We start from the raw sequence: 16,869 nt of genomic DNA on the forward strand, positions 1-16,869 counted from the left end.
CTAAACCGGATCGAACGCGCGGATCGGCGGCAGATTGCCGGTGAACTTCTCCACCTCGACGGTCGTCAACTGGCCGGTGCAGCCCTGCGCCAGGGACGAGGTGCCGACGTCGCGGGTCAGCACGTTCGGATTGCCGTGAACGCAGAGCGGCGCCTCGTCTTCGGGATCCATCGGATCATACCACGCGCCGGTCGGAAGCTGAACCACGCCGGGCGAGATGCCGTCGGTGACGTGGACCGCGGCGAGGCACGCGCCGCGCTCGTTGAACAGGCGGATGATGTCGCCGTCCTTGATGCCGCGCGCCTGTGCATCGACCAGGTTCATGCGCGCGACCTCGCGGCCGCGAAGCTTTGCGGAGAGCGAATGCCCGCCGAAATCGAGCTGGCTGTGCAGGCGCGTCACCGGCTGGTTGGCGACGAGGAAGCACGGTGCACCTCGCTTGGGAATATCGGTCTTGTCGAGCCAGACCGGATGGCCCGGACAATCCGCATCGCCGTGCGCTGCGATCTTGGCCGAGAAGATCTCGATCCGTCCGCTCGGCGTCGGCAAAGCGTGATTGACGGGGTCCTCGCGGAAGCGGCGCAGCCGGCCGCCGTCGTCGGGCTGCTGCGGCACGACCAGGCTGCCGCGCGCCCAGAACTCGTCGAAGTCAGGCGCCTCCAGGCCGCGCTTCGCCAGCGAGGCGCGGGTCGGCTCGTAGAGATGCTCCAGCCACTGCCGCGACGTGCGTCCCTCGGTGAAGGGCTCGCGCACGCCGAGACGTTCGGCGAGATCGGCAAAGATGTCGTAGTCGTCGCGCGCCAGCCCGAACGGCTCGGCGATCCGGTGCATGGCGACCATGAGCGGGTCGTTGGTGGAATAGCCGATGTCCTCGCGCTCCAGCGTCATCGTGGAAGGCAGCACGATGTCGGCGTGGCGGGCGGTGGCGGTCCAGGCGAGCTCGTGCACGACCAGCGTGTCCACCTTCGCGAACGCCTTGCGCAGGCGGTTGATGTCCTGATGGTGATGGAACGGATTGCCGCCCGCCCAGTAGACCAGACGAATGTCCGGATAGGTGCGCGTCTCGCCGTTGTAGCGATACGTGCCGCCGGGATTGAGCAGCATGTCGGCGATGCGCGCCACCGGAATGAAATCGGCAACGCCGTTGCGGCCCTGCCCCAGCGTCGGCCCCGGCACGTCGTTGACGCGGCGGCCGTAATAGCCGATCGCCCCCAGCGAATAGGCATAGCCGCCACCGGGAAGGCCGATCTGGCCGAGGGCCGCCGCCAGCACCATGCCCATCCACACCGGCTGCTCGCCATGCTCGGCGCGCTGCAGCGAATGGGAGACGGTGACGAGCGCGCGCTTTCCGGCAAGACGCCGCGCCAGCTTGCGGATCGCATCCGCCTCGACGCCGCAGATCGCGGCGGCCCATTCGGCGTGCTTGGCTTGCCCGTCGCTCTCGCCGTTGAGATAGCGCAGGAAGATTGGCCAGCCCTCGGTGTAGCGATCGAGGAAGGCCTGGTCGTGCAGGTTCTCACCGACCAGCGTATGGACGATGCCGAGCATCAACGCGGTGTCGGTGCCGGGCACGCAAGCCATCCATTCGGCGCCGGCCTCGACCGGCAGATCGTCACGCAGCGGGCTGACCAGGATGAACTCGCAGCCGCGCGCCCGCGCCGCCGCCATGGCGCCGCGCTCGACATGCTTGCTGATCGAGCCGCCGGCCACCATGGAGTTCTTCAGCGCCATGCCGCCGAACGCCAGCACGATGTCCGTCTCGGTCGCAATCTGCTCCCAGGTGACGTTGCGCTTGGTGATGTCCTCGTAGCCGGCCAGGATCTGCGGCAGCAGCACCGAGGACGCACCCGAGGAATAGGTGTTGACCGAGCGCACATAGCCGCCCATCGCGATATTGAGGAAGCGATGCACCTGGCTCTGGGCGTGATGGAAGCGCCCGGCACTCGACCAGCCATAGGAGCCGCCGAACACGGCGCCGGGGCCGCGCGCGTCGCGGATGCGGCCGAGCTCGTCGCCGAGGAGATCGAGCGCCTTGTCCCAGCTGACGGAGACGAATTCGTCGCGGCCGCGGCGATCGTCGGGGCCCGGCCCGCGCTCGAGCCAGCCGCGGCGGATTGCCGGCTGGGCGATGCGCGCCTGGTGGCGGAGCGCGCCGGGAAAATTGTCGATGATACCGTTCGGATCGGGATCGCCCGCATAGGCCCTGACCTCCAGCCCGGCCGCGCCCTGGCGCGCGGAGAACACGCCCCAATGTGAGGTGTGCGGCTTGAAGCCGTCCGACAGGTCAAGACCGGGGTCGGGGAAGCCAATCGTATCGTCCATCTCTGATCCTTGTTCCGGCGGCGTCGGCAAAGGGTGGTAATATACCGATCCGCTCCGGACGTCGTCGAGATCAGGGTTGACGGGAACGCTGACCTGCCCCGCGCAAAGCCAGCCTCAGGGCTGTTGACACTCCCGAGTGTCATCGAGCGCGTTATGGCGCCGACGCTGCATCATCCGCGTGCGCAGCAATCGACCAGCAGATTCCAGATCCGCTGCGTCTCTTCTCTCTTGTTCGCCTCCGGCACGTTCTCCGCGCTCGACCGATCAAGCGCGGCGATAGTGGGGGGTTGGCGAGGCACGATCCACCGCTCCGAAATCGGGTCGTACCATTTGCCGATATTCATCTCAGTCACGACGGTCGACTCACAAATTGACAGGCTCGGGCGATGCGCCCCGCGCGGTGCTCATTGGAGCCCGTGTGGCGCGCCACCCGATTCACCAATCAGGAGATCGCATGTTGGTTCCAGAACCCGCTGCGTCAGCCTGGCCGGGCCGGATGCAGCGTGCGCGGATGCCGCTCGTGCAGCAATCGCGCGAGCTCCTCACGCTCGGTGTCGCGGCCCTTCATCGCGGTCTCGAACAGTGCTTCCTGGATGTCGCGAGGCATGTCGCCCCACACGTCCATCGCCGCACGCCCGAGCAGGTCCGCAAAATGATCCACTCCATCGCTCATTCGGCTCTCCCGATCTGCACACGGGAATGGAACAGCGGCGGCCGCGCCGCGTTCCACTGCCATCATTGTGAAAAGGAGACGTCTTTTATGGGATTCTTCACCAAGGACATCAAATCGATGGAAGACCTGCTGCTGCACGGGCTCCAGGACATCTATTACGCAGAACAGCAGATTCTGAAAGCGCTGCCGAAGATGATCGACAAGGCGACCAACAGGGATCTCGTCGCCGGGCTGAAGGCGCATCTGGAAGAGACCAACAAGCAGGTCGAGCGCCTCGACAAGGTCTTCGCCAAGCTCGGCAAGGAGCCGAGCGGCATGCATTGTCCGGCCATCGACGGCCTGATCAAGGAAGCCGACGAGACCGCCGGGGAGATCGAGGACAAGGCCGTGCTGGACGCTGCGATCGTCGCCAACGCACAGGCGGTGGAGCACTACGAAATGTGCCGGTACGGCACGCTGATCGCCTGGGCGGAAGAGCTCGGCCACGACGACATCGTGCGCTTCCTCACCACCAATCTGAACGAAGAGAAGGCCGCCAATACCAAGCTCAACACGGTGGCCCTGCGCAAAGGCGTCAACGCCAAGGCGTCCAACGCCGCGTGATCGAGGCAGACTGAGCAAGACGATGGCGGCGCCCGCGGCGCGGCCATCCTGATCTCCGCTGCGAACAGATACCTCCGGTCAGATGAACGGCTTGCCACCGGTGACGGCCAACGTCGCCCCCGACGTGTAGCTCGAAAGCGGATCGGCCAGCATGACATAGGCCGTCGCGAGCTCGGCCGGCTGACCGGCGCGCTGCATCGGCACCTGCTTGCCGAAGTTCTTGACCCTTTCCTCCGACATGGTCGAGGGAATCAGCGGCGTCCAGATCGGCCCCGGGGCCACCGCATTGACCCGGATGCCCTTCTCGGCCAGCATCTGCGCGAGCCCGCCGGTGAAATTCTGGATGGCACCCTTCGTCGTGGCGTAAGCCAAAAGGCTCGGGTTCGGCATGTCGGAATTCACCGAGGCCGTGTTGATGATCGCGGACCCCGGCCGCATGTGGGGGACGGCAGCCTTGGCCAGATAGAACATGGCGTGGATGTTGGTCTCGAACGTCCGCCGCCATTCGTCGTCGCTGATATCTGCGATGTCCTTGAACGTCGCCTGATGGGCGGCGTTGTTGACGAGGATGTCGATGCCGCCAAGCTCTTGGACGGTGCGACGCACGATGGCGCGACAATGCTCGGGATTGCTGATATCGCCCGGGATCAGGACGGCCTTGCGTCCCTCCCGCTCCACCAGCGCCTTGACCTCGGCCGCATCCTCGTCCTCGTTCAAATAGGAGATGACGATGTCCGCGCCTTCACGCGCATAGGCGATCGCCACCGCGCGGCCGATGCCGCTGTCGCCGCCCGTGATGATGGCCTTCTTTCCAGCAAGACGGCCGGCGCCCTTGTAACTCTCTTCGCCGTGATCCGGTCGCGGCTGCATGGCCCGCGTCGAGCCCGGCATCGGCTGCTGCTGCGCAGGATAAGGCGGCTTTGGATAATCGATCATGGACAACTCCCGGCGTTTGCTGCGCTAACGGAGCGCCGCCGAAAGTGTTCCTGCCGTGCATGAGGATAGACGTGCCCCGGCTCCGCGACGTACCAGGGTTCGCCCGCAGCTTGCGTGAGGCGGGTCGTTCAGATCCGCACTCCGTCTTGCTTCCGAGCGGCCTCGACAACAGGTGAATGCCGCTCACCGATGCTTGCAAAGTTCTCATTTGTCGGCCGGTTCCGCCTCGAAGCAGACTAGCCCCAAAGTCCAAGCTTGCGAGCGCCTTGGAGAGGAAACCACCTCGCGCGTTCATCGCGGCGTGCGTCCTACGCTGGCATTCGTTCGTCAAGGAAACCGTCGACCGCAGCGAAGACCTGCCAGCGATTTTTCTCCATGAATACCGAGTGCGTGCCGTCGCCGATCTCGATCCAGCGGCGATACGGCGCTGCCGATAGCTTGCTGAACACCGTTTGCGCCATATCCATCGGGCAGTCGCGATCCAGGTCGGCATGGACGATCAGGACCGGCATCGTGAGCAAGGAAGGATCATAAAGCGGCTTGCCGGATGCCCAATATTCGCGGCTGTCCTGAACCGTTCCGTTCGGCGCCCGCAGCTTGTCCGACCCAAGTCCCGTGTTGGCAAAAGTTGCCTCCGCCCATACATCGAACCAGGCCGGCGGCAATATCGCGTTCTTCTTGTCATCGGGAACGCCGTTGAGCCAACGGCTCTTGGCCGCCGATCGCTCGACAACGCGATAGGCGCCGAGGGGTCCGCCGGAATCAGCCGCGCTCGGGGTGGTCCGGAGCCATTGCGGCGCGATCAGAACGAGCTTGTTGACGTGCGCCAGGTTCTCCGAGGCATAGCGTGACATCAGCGTCGTGCCCCACGACCACCCGATCAGGTTGATTCTGTCGACACTTCGCCGTGACCGGATGAACGCAGCAGCACTCGCAACGTCGCGCACAGCGACAGGCGTCCGCACGATCGGCTGATTGTCGGACGCCGGTTCTTCCATTTCTGACGGACGGGTCGACTTGCCGTAGCCACGGACATCGACAAGATAGACGTCATAGCCCTGCTGGGCCAGATGATCCATCCAGGACACGCCATCCAGACGAAGATCGAACGAAGTCGACGCCGGATAGGTCGATCCTGCGACGAACAACACGGTCTTCTCGACCGAAAACCGGACCAGGTCGGACCGTCGCTTGTTGCGAACGAAGAGTTCGATCCCAGAGGTGTCGCTCGGGATCATCATCTCTTCGCTGATGATGCTGTCGGCGATCGATTTTTGCATCTCGGTGTCCTCTCAGGTTACACGAACCGCCAGTCGAACCTATCGCCGCTGCGCGTGACCCGCCCGGCCGACGTGTTGGCGAAATGAGCCGTGAATACGGTCGCTCGATCTTCCGCTGCCTGCTCGAGAAGCCAGCGGCGCGATGCGCGGGCACGCTCGCCGTGCTCACAGAACGCGCTATTCCAGTCCGGACGATAGATCTGAAGCGGCTGATGCATGATATCGCCGCTGAAGAGCGCCTTCTGTCCCTGGTCGGAGAGCTGGACAGCGACGTGACCAGGGCTGTGCCCCGGGGTTGGATGGAACGTAAGACCATCTCCGATCGCGGCCTCGCCATCGACGATTTCAGCCTGTCCGCTCTGGATGACAGGAAGAACGCTGTCCTCGAATACGCCGGCGCTGAATCCTTCCTTGCCAGCCGGGCCGGACCAATGATCGTACTCGGCCTTGGAGAAGACGTACTTGGCATTCGGGAACGTCGGCACCCAGCGGCCGTTGAGGAGTCGCGTGTTCCAGCCGCAATGATCGGCGTGCAGGTGGGTACAGCAGACATAATCGACCTGTTCGGGTGAGATGCCCGCTTCCGCCAGCCGGTCGAGGAAGGGCAGATTCAGCTGATGAAAGCGCGGCAGCATCGGACGGTCCTTGTCGTTACCCGCGCAACTGTCAATCAGAATCGTGTGGTGCCGCGTCTTCAGAACCCAGGTGTGGATGCTGGCGATGAAGCGGCCCTCCGCCTCGTCGAAGCAATCCGGTATCATCAGCGCTCGGTGCGTCTCCAGAACCCACGGATCCCAATTCGGGAAGAGGAAGTCCGGGGTGAAACCCGGACCTCGCATTTCGATAACCTGACGAATGGCAACGTTGCCGATCGCGTGCACTGCGGTCATTTGAAACAGACTTTCTTGCATTGTGCAGGTTGAAACGCGACCGCTACGCCGCCGCCGTCGCGACTGACTGGACCTTGGCCGCTGCCGGCCCGGATCGAAGCCAGAACAAGCCGAGAAAGAACGAGATCGCCGAAACGACCATCACGTAGTACAGGCCAGCGTATATATCGCCGCTCGCAATCTGGAAGGCCGCGGCAATCGCCGGCAAGAGGCCACCGAAATAGCCGTTGCCCACGTGATAGCTGAACGAGACCGACGTGTAGCGCACCTGGGGCGGAAACAGATCGGTCATCGCCGATGCCAGCGGACCAAAGATCATGCCCGCGACCGTGCTCAGCGCCGCCAGCACCAGGATGATCATGCCGAAGTTCATCGCACCTGGATCGGCACGGTTCGGATATCCGGCCTCCTCGAGCGCGAGCTTCAGCTTGCCGGTGAACGCCGCGACGTCCGGAGCCTGCCCTGCCGTGGCAACCGGAATGGCCCTGGCGCCGACGAAAACCGTCGCGACCGCGCCTTTTGCTTCGGACCTGGTGGAATGAGGTGCGCCGAACCGTATCAAGGCGTTCTTGGCGATGTCGCACCCCGTGGTGAATTTCGCCGTCCCGACCGGATTGAATTGGAAGGAACACTCCGATGCATCGGCTGCAACGGTGACAGGGACGACGGCTTGCGCCGTATACAGCGCGGGGTTGGCATAGAAGGTGAGCGCCTTGTAGAGGGGAAGGTAGGTGAAGGTGCCAATGACGCAGGCAGCCAGGATGAATATCTTGGTGCCGTAGCGATCACTCAGCCAGCCGAAGAAAATCATCACCGGCAGCGTCAGCATCAGGGCCGCACCGACCAGGAGACTCGCGATCTGCGGATCGACCTTGGCCGTGCCGGTGAGAAACACCAGAGAATAGATCTGAGCACCGACCAGCAGCACGCTCTGGGGGACCACCATCGCAAACATCGCAATCAGCACGCGCTTCAGATTCGGCCACGCCCGGAGCGTGTCGGAGATCGGAGACTTGGAGAGCGTCCCCTCATTCTTCATCTTGAGGAAGAGCGGCGATTCCTGCAGCTTCAACCGAATCCAGACCGAGATCGCGAGCGGCAACACCGAGCTGATGAACAGGATGCGCCAGCCCCAGTCATTGAAGGCCTCGGGCGTCATGCTGGCGCGCATGAGATACACGGAGAGCATCGAGAGAACGAAGCCGATCGGTGCAGAGGTTTGCAGCCAGGACGTCAGCCAGCCGCGGCGACCCTGCGGGGCATGCTCTGCGATGTAGGTCGCGGCACCGCCATACTCACCGCCGAGCGCCAATCCCTGGATCATTCGCAGCAAGATCAAGATCGAGGGCGCCCACAGGCCGATCGACGCATAGCTCGGCACCAGGCCGACCGCAACGGTTGCAAATCCCATCATCAGGATCGTGGTGAGAAAGGTTTGCTTGCGTCCGATCATGTCGCCGATGCGGCCGAACACCAGCGCTCCAAACGGCCGAACGAGATACCCGGTGCCGAAGGTGAGAAGCGCGAAGACGTTGGCCCAAACCGGGTTGTCGCCCGAGAAGAAGTTGACCGAGATGGCCGAAGCCACCGAGATATACATGAAGAAATCGTACCACTCGATGACCGTACCGACGGTCGCCGCGATCATGACCCTTCGCTGCAACTCGATGGTGGGCTCTGCCGCACCAGGACCGGCGTTTGGTAGATTCCTCATCAGTACCCCCGCAGCTGTCTTGTCCGCTTTCGCGGCACATATGACCCGGCTTGCGTTGATGACCGCTGCCGTGTGATATCTGAAATCGATAGATGAGATAGGGGGTATAATCCTGATGAATATCAGGGGGCATGATATGCCGCTGCTCGTGTCGCTCACGGTGATGCTCGATGAGCGGAACATCACCCGTGCGGCAGCGCGGCTCGGCATCAGTCAACCGGCACTCTCCGCCCAGCTGGCGAGGCTGCGCGATCTATTCGAGGATCAGTTGCTGACGCCTGCCGCATCGGGGAAAGGCATGGTTCTCACCCCGCGGGCAAGCGAGCTCAGGGAGCCCCTGCGGCTCGCGCTTCAGAATGTACAAGACGTTATCGGCGTACCGTCTGGTTTCGACCCGAAGACATCGGATCGCACCTTCACGATCGGCGCGAACGACAACGCAACCGCCATTGTCGGATCGCGGCTGGTCTCATTCTCGCGGCGGGACGGCATGTCGGGCATCCGGTTCGCTTTCCGGTCGATCGATTTGACGAAATTGGCCGGCCAGCTCGAGGCGGGAGATCTGGATGTCGCACTGGTTTCCAAAAATGCAGCACCAAACGGAATGCCGTCCCAGCCGCTGCTCGAAGAACGATTCATGATGGCCCAGCGCAAGGATCATCCGCGCGGGTCGCGACGGCCCACGATGAAGGAGTATTCGCGCCTGGAGCATGTCATCGTTTCGGGAGAAGGCGGCGGCTTTCGCGGCTTCATCGACGATGTCCTGGCGAAGGACGGGTTGACGCGCCGCGTCGCTGTGTCGGTTCAGCACTACAGCGTCGTGCCGCTATTGCTGCAGTCGACCGACCTCGTCTGCACACTTCCGCAGCGCTTTCTCAGCCGCTACCAGGACGTCTTGCAATCTCTGCCCCTGCCCTTCGATACGAGGCCCTTTACGCTGCACGCCACTTGGCACGCCAGATTCGACAACGATCGCGGCCATCAATGGCTTCGGCAGCAACTCAAGGCCTGCGCCACCTGACGACGAGAACTGAACACGCCGGAGGCGAAGTCCAGGAGGATCACCGCTGTCTCTTCACCCGCTCCCATCACCGTCAGGCGGACGCGCGCCGCCATCCGATGCTAACCCTTCTTCTCATTAAGCAGCTTGGCCACACGACGCAAGCCAAGCAGATAACCCTGAGTGCCGAACCCTGCGATGACCCCATCGGCTCGTTTAGAGACGAACGAGTGGTGGCGGAATTCCTCGCGCTTGTGCACGTTGGAAATGTGCACCTCGATCACTGTCCCCTCGAACGTATTCAAGGCATCCAGGATGGCGACCGACGTATGGGTGAACGCCGCCGGATTCATCACGATACCGGCAGCCGTCTCGCGCGCCTCGTGGATCCAGTCGATCAGCTCGTACTCCCTGTTGGATTGATGGAAGCGAATCTCCAGGCCAAGCTCCCCGGCCAGCGTTCGGCAATCGCGCTCCACGTCCGCAAGCGTCTCGTGACCGTAGATGTGGGGCTGGCGCTTGCCGAGCAGGTTCAGATTTGGCCCGTTCAGGACGTAGACAAGACGACTCATGAGATAACTCCGTTCAATGATGGGCAAGGATCTCGCCGAGGAACTGCTTGGTGCGGGCATGCTGAGGATTGCGGAAGAAGGCGTCGGGCGCGCCTTCCTCGATGATCTGACCTTCAGCCATGAAGATGACGCGATCGGCAACCTGGCGGGCGAAGCCCATCTCGTGGGTGACGCAGATCATGGTCATGCCATCATTGGCCAGGCCTATCATCGTATCGAGCACCTCCTTGACCATCTCAGGGTCGAGCGCCGAGGTCGGCTCGTCAAACAGCATCACCTTCGGCTGCATGCAGAGCGCCCGCGCGATCGCGACGCGCTGTTGCTGACCGCCGGAAAGCTGAGCCGGATATTTCTCGGCCTGGTCACCGATGCGCACGCGCTCGAGGTATTTTCGCGCGGTCGCCTCCGCCTCGGTCTTGCTGATCCGGCGCGCGCGGATGGGCGCGAGCATACAGTTCTGCAACACCGTCATATGCGGAAAAAGGTTGAAGCTCTGAAAGACCATGCCGACGTCCTGACGTACGACATCGATTGCCTTGATGCTGTCGTCCAGCCGATGGCCGTTCACCACGATACTGCCTTGCTGGATCGGCTCCAGGCGGTTGATACAGCGGATCAGCGTCGACTTGCCTGAACCGGACGGACCGCAGAGCACGATCTTTTCACCTCTGCGCACGGTGAGATCGACGTCGCGGAGAGCTTGGTACCCGCCGTACCACTTCTGGACGCCCTTCATTTCAATCAGGATCTGGTCCTGCATGCTGGTCTCCGCCGTTGGGCGGCGGCCGGCGCGGATCGCCTCGGCCGCTCGCAGTGCCTATTGGACGGTGAAGGGAACGCCGGGGACAGAGTCCGGAAAGACCGGGACCGGGACCTTCATCCATTTGGCGTAGAAAGCGGCCAACTTGCCGTTCGACTTGATCTGGTCGATGAACTTGTTGGCCGTCTCGTTCCATTCCTTGTCGCCCAGGCGGGTGCAAGCGCCGTTGTACAAGGCGGTGAAGTGAAGCTTGGGCTCGAAGCCGAGTTCCGGCTTTGCGGCGTTGAGGCGCTGCGGATAAAACAGGTTCGCGCCGACTGCCTGGACCTGGCCGGAGAGCAGTGCCTGGATGGTGGCGGCATCATCGTCGAACCTGCGGATCTCGGTCCCGGACGGCGCGTTGTTGGTCACCTGAGTATCCTGCGTGGACGACCTGGGAACGCCGATGACGAACTTCCTCATGTCGGCATTGCTGTTGATCGGCGTTGCCTGGGCGGCGACCAGCGTGATCTCGTTGGCGACGTAGGGCTTGGAATACTGCACCGCTTTCGCGCGCTCGGGCAGCATGGCCATAGTTGCGAAGAGAATGTCGACGCGGCCCGTGGTCAGCGCCGGAATACGATTGGCCACCGCCAGCGGGACGAACTCGGCTTTCACGCCGAGATATTCAGCGAAGGCACGCCCCATGTCGGCATCGATGCCATCCTGCTTTCCCGAGCTATCCACATAGCCCCACGGTGGATTGTCGCCCTGAATGCCGATGACGACGACGCCCTTCTTCTTCACGTCTTCCAGAGTGCCCGCCTGCGATTCGCCTGCGACAGCGATGGCCCCCAGAGTCAAAAGCGCAACGCCGAGCCGGCGACGATTGAGTGAAAACAACATGAAATTCCTCCTCCTTGTAGTGGCTGTATTGATTGAGCAGGTGCGCCATTCCTACCTTTGACTGGCCAGGGCGAGCCTGGCTTCCATCCGGCTGCCCCACCACGAGAGTGGCCAGCAGAGGATGAAATACATTGCGCCGACCACGCCGAAGACGAGCAACGGCTGGAAGGTCTGGTTCGATACGATTTGGCCGGCGCGAGCGAGTTCGATGAAGCCGACGATGGCAGCGAGCGAGGTGCCCTTGATGAGCTGCACGAGATAGCCGATGGTCGCCGGCAGCGAGATGCGGATCGCCTGCGGCAGCACGATGTCGCGCATGCGCGACGAATAGTGCAGACCAAGCGCCATCGCTGCCTCGGTCTGGCCACGCGGCACGGCCTGGATCGCTCCGCGCCAGATCTCGCCGAGGAAGGCGGAGGCATTTACGGTAAAACCGATCGCCACCGCTACGAACGCGTCGAGCTTCAAGCCGGTCAGCGCCAATCCGTAATACACGACGAAGAGCTGCAGCAGCAGCGGCGTGCCCTGGAATATCCCGATATAGATGCGGGTCATCCACTCCACGCCCCTGTGGCCGCAGGTGCGCAGCAAAGCGATAGCGAGCCCCGCCGTGCAGCCACCCACGAACGCGACCAGCGTCAGCAGCACGGTCCATTGCAGACCACGCAGCAGGAAGCCGAACTCGGGAAGGCCAAAATGCGGTGTCATGATCGCCTCCCTCAGCGTGTCGGATATGAGAAGAAGCGGTGAGAGATGATCGCAAAGCCCAACATCAACAGCCAGGAGATCGCGAGGTAGAGGAAGGTGACGGAGAAGTAGACCTCGAAGCTGCGGAACGTGTCGCTTTCGATGCGCTGCGCAACCGACGTCAATTCGTAGGCCGATACCGCCGAACAGATCGACGAGGTCAGCGTCAGCATGATGAACTGGCCCGTAAGCGAGGGGTAGATCGCGCGAAGCGCGGGCTTGAGCACGATGAACCGGAACACCTGCCCTTTGTGCAGTCCCAGCGCGTAGCCGGCCTCGACCTGTCCCTTATGGATGGATTGCACCCCGCCGCGGATGATCTCGATGGCGTACGCGCCGCCATTGACGCCGAGCGCGATGATGGCGGTGACTGTCGGATTGAGCTTCAATCCGACGAGCGGCAGGGCAAAGAACAGAAAGAAGATCTGCACCAGAAACGGCGTATTGCGCACGATCTCGACGAAGCCGATCACGAGAGCACGCAACCAGGCCGCCTTCGAATCGCGTGCCGCGACGCCGGCGACACCGATCAACATTGCGAGTGTCATGCCGGCAAGCGCCAGGCCCAGCGTACCCACGCACCCCCACAGCAGCGCGGGCATGGCATGCCAAACCACCGAGAAATCGAGCGTATAGCCCATCTTGCGTTTCCTCTCGGGCGTTGTACGTGCCGCTCGCCCATCGGCCGGGTGTCACCCTCCCAGGGATGCAAAGGTCGCGAAGAAGACGTCCGGATCAGGTGAGATGCCCGTGAACAGGCGGAATGCTTCGGTGCCCTGGAAGATCGCCATGCCACCGCCGTCGACGGTGCGGCAGCCGAAGGCGCGCGCCGCGCGCAGCAATGCGGTTTCCAGCGGGAAATAGACGATCTCAGCGACCCATAGATCGGGACGCAGCAGGGAAGTCGGCAGCGGCGTGCCCGGATATTTGTCCATGCCGATCGGCGTCGCGTTGACAATTCCGTCTGCGGCAGCCACGGCCGCTGCAACATCCTGGCCGGCCCGCAAGCGCCCTTCTGCAAATCGCGGGGACAAGCTGTCGGCCAGGCTCTGCGCCTTGGCCACGTCGACGTCGACAATGGTCAATTCCCGCACGCCGAGCTTCATCAGCGCGAACGCGACCGCTGCGCCCGCACCGCCCGCGCCGAATTGGACGACGCGGCCGAGCGGCGCACCTTGCATGTTGCGGCGAAAGTTCTCCGCGAAGCCGAACCAATCGGTGTTGTGGCCGCTCATTCGACCGTCCCTGATGACCACGGTGTTCACGGCACCAAGAGCCTCGGCGTCCGGCGCAAGCTCGTCCAGGAGCGGGAGAATCGCCTGCTTGCAGGGATGGGTCACGTTCAGCCCGTCAAAGCCCATCCACTTTGCCGCCGTGAGCAATTCCGGCAGCGCTTCTGCACCGAGTTTCAGCTCCGTCAGGTCGATCTTCTTGTAGAGATAGCGGATGCCCGCGGCATCAGCGGCCGCTTCGTGCATCGGCGGGGTGCGGGACGCCGCGATGCCGCTGCCGATCAGGCCGACGAGGAAGCTGGATTTCGGATGCATGCTCGGCATCGCCGGTCAGCTCAGGGGGACGGTCAGTTCGGCGATGACCTGAGCCGTGCTCGGCCTGACGCCGCGCCACCAGGCAAAAGCTTCGGCCGCCTGCTCCACCAGCATGCCGACGCCGTCGGCCAGCCTGGCGACACCTTCGGCGCGGGCCGCTTGCAGAAACGGAGTCAGTCCTTTGCCATAGGCGAGTTCGTACGCCAGCTCCGCACCGCGGAAGACGTTGCCTGGAAGCGGCGGCATTTCACCGCGCAGGCTGGCCGATGTCGCGTTGACCACGACGTCATAGCCTTCGGCAAGGTCGGCCAGTTCGGCATAGCCGCTGACGATCAGGGGACCACAGCCGGCAAACTCTTCGGCCAATGCCACCGCTTTCGACAGCGTTCGGTTGACCAGAACCAGCTCGGACGGCTCCTGGCGCAGGAACGGCAGCAACGCGCCGCGCGCCGCTCCTCCGGCGCCGAGCATCAGGACGCGGCGGCCGGCGAGTTTGAGACCGAGATTGGCCGTGATGTCACGCACGAGGCCGATCCCGTCGAAATTCTCAGCAATAATCCGATCACCGACGAACTTCAGGCAGTTTGCGGCGCCAGCTCGCTCCGCGCTTTCCGAGAGCTCGTTGGCGTATTCGAAGGCATCGAGCTTGAACGGAGCGGTGATGTTCAGCCCCTTGGCGCCCTCTGTCCGGAATTGATCAACCCGTTCGGTGAAGCCATCGAGTGGTGCCTCGATCGCCTCATAGACAAGGTCCTGTCTGGTCATCCTGGCGAACGTGCCATGAATGAGGGGTGATTTGCTGAAGCCGATCGGATTGCCGATCACCGCATAACGATCGCTCATGGCTCACTCCTGCACCGCGGCTTCGTTGTAGAGAACACCGTCGCGCACCATCGCATCGACGAGCTCGGCCGACAGACCCAGCGACTCTGCGATGCGGCGATTGTCCTGGCCGAGCAGTGGTGCCGGCGTGCGCACCGTGGTGTCGCAATCGGAGAACCGGAACGGCAGGTTCGGCAACGTCACCTTGCCGAGGACAGGATGCTCCTGCTCGACCAGCATGCCGCGCGCGTGGATCTGCGGATCCTTCACGACCTCTTCGATGGTCTGCACGGGAGCCGACGGCACACCTGCTTCGTCGAGGGCCGCGAGGCAGGCATCCCGGGACGGCTGCGACAACGTCCAATTGCGCACGATGTCCATCGCTTCGGCATAATGGGCGTTCCGCGCGGCAGGCGTGGTGAAGCGTTGGTCGGATGACAAGCTGCTTCCTCCGATCAGCATCGCCAAGCGCCGCCACGCATCGTCGACTTGCGCCGCGATGACGAGATTGCCGTCCCTGGCCGGAAAGACGCCGTAGACGGTCGAGTCCGGCTGTCCGCTGCCGGTCTGCTTCGGCAGGTCGGCACCACCGGAGAGGAAATAGCGCTGCACCGCATAGTCGTGCATCGAGACCATGCAGTCGTACAGTGCGAGATCGATATGCTGGCCGCGTCCGGACGACACGCGGCCAACCAGCGCGGCATTGATGGCGGCCACGCCGTGAATACCGGTATACATGTCGGCCAGCGGCATCCGCAGCAGCGGCGGCGCTTCGCCGGGATTGCCCAGTTGTGCCAGGGCGCCCGACATCGCCTCGGCGATGAGGCCGAAGCCCGGACGGTCGGCATAGGGACCGGTGTGGCCATAGGCGGAGACCGAGCAGTAGATCAGCCCGGGATTCCGCGCCGACAGCGCCTTGTAACCGAGCCCGAGGCGCTCGAGTGCGCCGGGGCGGTAATTCTCGATGAACACATCTGCCGTGTCGATGAGCATCATCATCATGTCGAGACCGCGCTTGTCGCGCAGATCGATGCACAATCCCTGCTTCCCCATGTTCTGCTGCAGGAAATAGCCGGATTGTCCGTCCTTGAAATAGCCGTGGGCGCGGCCCGCATCGCCTGCCTTCGGACGCTCCACCTTGATGACTTCCGCGCCCATCGCGGCGAGGCAGCGGCCCATGAACGGGCCTGCCAGGAAATGGCTGTAGTCGATGACGCGGATGCCTTTGAGAGGCAGATCTTGCGCGGTCATGCCTGCTCTCCCGCGGCCTTCTTAGAGCGCATCGGAATCATCAGCCGATGCTCACCGAGCTGCACCACCTCCCCGCGCTGATTGATCAACTCCGAAGGCAGGACCACGATGCCCCACCCTTCGCGCTTGGTTGTTCGCATTGAACCGACGCGGAACTTGACGTGTACGGTGTCGCCGAGCTTGATCGGCAGCTTGAAATCCCATGTCCAGCCCAGCGACATTCCCGGGAGGAAGCGGTAGTCGGCACGGGTCTTCAAACCATCGGCCAGCGACAGACCAAACAGCCCGTGCGCGACGCGCGTACCGAATGGTGTGGTTTTGGCGTATTCCTCGTCGACGTGGACCGGCGTGAAATCACCCGTAAGCTCGGCATAGGCATTCACCATCGCCTCGGTGACCGTCACCGAGGGTGTGACGCATTCGTCACCGAGCTTGGCATCGTCCCAATAGCGCTCGACGGTCATATCGTGTCTTCCTTAGGCTCGTGGATTGATCGCAAGGGCCGCTTCCACGGCGCCTGCGCTGGCTTGCAGGATCTCGATGTTCAGGCCGCCCGGCAGCTCGAGCCAGTTTGGCCCGGCGGGCAACGCCTTGGCGCCCCACGCGGCAGCACGGGCGAGCACGCCTTCGTAATCGTCGACCATGATGCCGAGGTGGGCGAGACGCCCCTCCGGTCCGACGAAATTCGGGTCGTCGATGAGCTGCACGCTTCCGAGCACCCAGACCTGACGCGGCCGGGCACCATCGGCGGGCTGCTCGTCTCGGATAGTGAGACCAAGCACCTCACGAAAGAAGTCGACGTGACGATCAACGTCGGGCACGCGGATCGCGACATGTTCGACATAGGCCCGCGGTAGCGACATCGCC

The 16,869-nt window shown here is 63.2% G+C and carries 19 protein-coding genes; 2 read left to right on the forward strand and 17 right to left on the reverse strand.

The genetic code is table 11. The features are described 5' to 3' along the window. The 3 genes from N2602_RS28780 to N2602_RS28790 form a co-directional block, all read right to left on the reverse strand. On the reverse strand, window positions 1–2,322 hold the full coding sequence (locus N2602_RS28780) for a molybdopterin guanine dinucleotide-containing S/N-oxide reductase (protein ID WP_260380179.1): 2,322 nt from the start codon (window positions 2,320–2,322) through the stop codon (window positions 1–3). 170 nt (window positions 2,323–2,492) lie between these two features. Further along, window positions 2,493–2,666: a hypothetical protein gene (locus tag N2602_RS28785; RefSeq protein ID WP_260380180.1), complete on the reverse strand. Its 174-nt coding sequence runs from the start codon at window positions 2,664–2,666 to the stop codon at window positions 2,493–2,495. Between the two features lie 134 nt (window positions 2,667–2,800). Then, on the reverse strand, window positions 2,801–2,995 hold the full coding sequence (locus tag N2602_RS28790; protein WP_172785609.1) for a hypothetical protein: 195 nt from the start codon (window positions 2,993–2,995) through the stop codon (window positions 2,801–2,803). A gap of 87 nt (window positions 2,996–3,082) precedes the next feature. On the opposite strand from N2602_RS28790, the gene N2602_RS28795 reads away from it, so the two are divergent. After that, the gene (locus N2602_RS28795) at window positions 3,083–3,598 is read left to right on the forward strand and encodes a ferritin-like domain-containing protein (RefSeq protein ID WP_212255231.1); all 516 of its coding nucleotides are present in this window, start codon (window positions 3,083–3,085) and stop codon (window positions 3,596–3,598) included. Window positions 3,599–3,676: 78 nt separating this feature from the next. Here N2602_RS28795 and N2602_RS28800 read toward each other — a convergent pair whose 3' ends face one another. The 4 genes from N2602_RS28800 to N2602_RS28815 form a co-directional block, all read right to left on the reverse strand. After that, on the reverse strand, window positions 3,677–4,534 hold the full coding sequence (locus tag N2602_RS28800; RefSeq protein WP_172785611.1) for an SDR family oxidoreductase: 858 nt from the start codon (window positions 4,532–4,534) through the stop codon (window positions 3,677–3,679). A gap of 308 nt (window positions 4,535–4,842) precedes the next feature. Then, window positions 4,843–5,814: an alpha/beta hydrolase gene (locus N2602_RS28805; RefSeq protein WP_172785612.1), complete on the reverse strand. Its 972-nt coding sequence runs from the start codon at window positions 5,812–5,814 to the stop codon at window positions 4,843–4,845. A 17-nt stretch (window positions 5,815–5,831) separates the two neighbouring features. Beyond that, the gene (locus tag N2602_RS28810) at window positions 5,832–6,704 is read right to left on the reverse strand and encodes an MBL fold metallo-hydrolase (RefSeq protein WP_260380181.1); all 873 of its coding nucleotides are present in this window, start codon (window positions 6,702–6,704) and stop codon (window positions 5,832–5,834) included. Between the two features lie 43 nt (window positions 6,705–6,747). After that, window positions 6,748–8,418 (reverse strand): MFS transporter, encoded by a 1,671-nt coding sequence (locus tag N2602_RS28815; RefSeq protein WP_260380182.1) that lies wholly within the window; start codon window positions 8,416–8,418, stop codon window positions 6,748–6,750. Between the two features lie 136 nt (window positions 8,419–8,554). Here N2602_RS28815 and N2602_RS28820 point away from each other — a divergent pair, with 136 nt between their 5' ends. Next, window positions 8,555–9,439 (forward strand): LysR family transcriptional regulator, encoded by an 885-nt coding sequence (locus N2602_RS28820; RefSeq protein WP_260380183.1) that lies wholly within the window; start codon window positions 8,555–8,557, stop codon window positions 9,437–9,439. A 101-nt stretch (window positions 9,440–9,540) separates the two neighbouring features. Here the strand turns inward: N2602_RS28820 and aroQ are convergent, their stop codons facing one another. The 10 genes from aroQ to N2602_RS28870 are packed head-to-tail and all read right to left on the reverse strand — an operon-like array spanning window position 9,541 to window position 16,865. Then, a complete protein-coding gene (aroQ, locus tag N2602_RS28825; protein WP_260380184.1) occupies window positions 9,541–9,990 on the reverse strand; it encodes a type II 3-dehydroquinate dehydratase in 450 nt (149 codons plus the stop codon). A gap of 13 nt (window positions 9,991–10,003) precedes the next feature. Then, complete coding sequence (locus tag N2602_RS28830; protein WP_246570748.1) at window positions 10,004–10,750, reverse strand: amino acid ABC transporter ATP-binding protein; 747 nt, start codon at window positions 10,748–10,750, stop codon at window positions 10,004–10,006. Window positions 10,751–10,807: 57 nt separating this feature from the next. Further along, entirely contained in the window at window positions 10,808–11,635 is an 828-nt protein-coding gene (locus N2602_RS28835; protein WP_172785618.1) for a transporter substrate-binding domain-containing protein, read from the reverse strand. 51 nt (window positions 11,636–11,686) lie between these two features. Beyond that, entirely contained in the window at window positions 11,687–12,343 is a 657-nt protein-coding gene (locus N2602_RS28840; protein WP_172785619.1) for an amino acid ABC transporter permease, read from the reverse strand. Window positions 12,344–12,354: 11 nt separating this feature from the next. Beyond that, window positions 12,355–13,023 carry an amino acid ABC transporter permease gene (locus N2602_RS28845; protein WP_172785620.1) on the reverse strand — a complete coding sequence of 223 codons (669 nt, stop codon included), beginning with the start codon at window positions 13,021–13,023 and terminating at the stop codon, window positions 12,355–12,357. A gap of 51 nt (window positions 13,024–13,074) precedes the next feature. Continuing rightward, window positions 13,075–13,929: a shikimate dehydrogenase gene (locus tag N2602_RS28850; protein WP_172785621.1), complete on the reverse strand. Its 855-nt coding sequence runs from the start codon at window positions 13,927–13,929 to the stop codon at window positions 13,075–13,077. A 15-nt stretch (window positions 13,930–13,944) separates the two neighbouring features. Then, a complete protein-coding gene (gene aroE, locus N2602_RS28855; protein WP_172785622.1) occupies window positions 13,945–14,772 on the reverse strand; it encodes a shikimate dehydrogenase in 828 nt (275 codons plus the stop codon). A 3-nt stretch (window positions 14,773–14,775) separates the two neighbouring features. Beyond that, window positions 14,776–16,002: a CaiB/BaiF CoA-transferase family protein gene (locus N2602_RS28860; protein WP_260380186.1), complete on the reverse strand. Its 1,227-nt coding sequence runs from the start codon at window positions 16,000–16,002 to the stop codon at window positions 14,776–14,778. Further along, window positions 15,999–16,466, reverse strand: a complete 468-nt coding sequence (locus N2602_RS28865) for a MaoC/PaaZ C-terminal domain-containing protein (protein ID WP_260380187.1) — start codon at window positions 16,464–16,466, stop codon at window positions 15,999–16,001. Before N2602_RS28865 ends, N2602_RS28860 begins: the two co-directional genes overlap by 4 nt. Before the next feature lie 12 nt (window positions 16,467–16,478). Next, window positions 16,479–16,865 carry a VOC family protein gene (locus N2602_RS28870; protein ID WP_260380188.1) on the reverse strand — a complete coding sequence of 129 codons (387 nt, stop codon included), beginning with the start codon at window positions 16,863–16,865 and terminating at the stop codon, window positions 16,479–16,481. Window positions 16,866–16,869 lie beyond the last annotated feature (4 nt).

This window comes from Bradyrhizobium sp. NC92, assembly GCF_025200865.1.
In the GTDB taxonomy this organism is placed as follows: Bacteria; Pseudomonadota; Alphaproteobacteria; order Rhizobiales; family Xanthobacteraceae; genus Bradyrhizobium.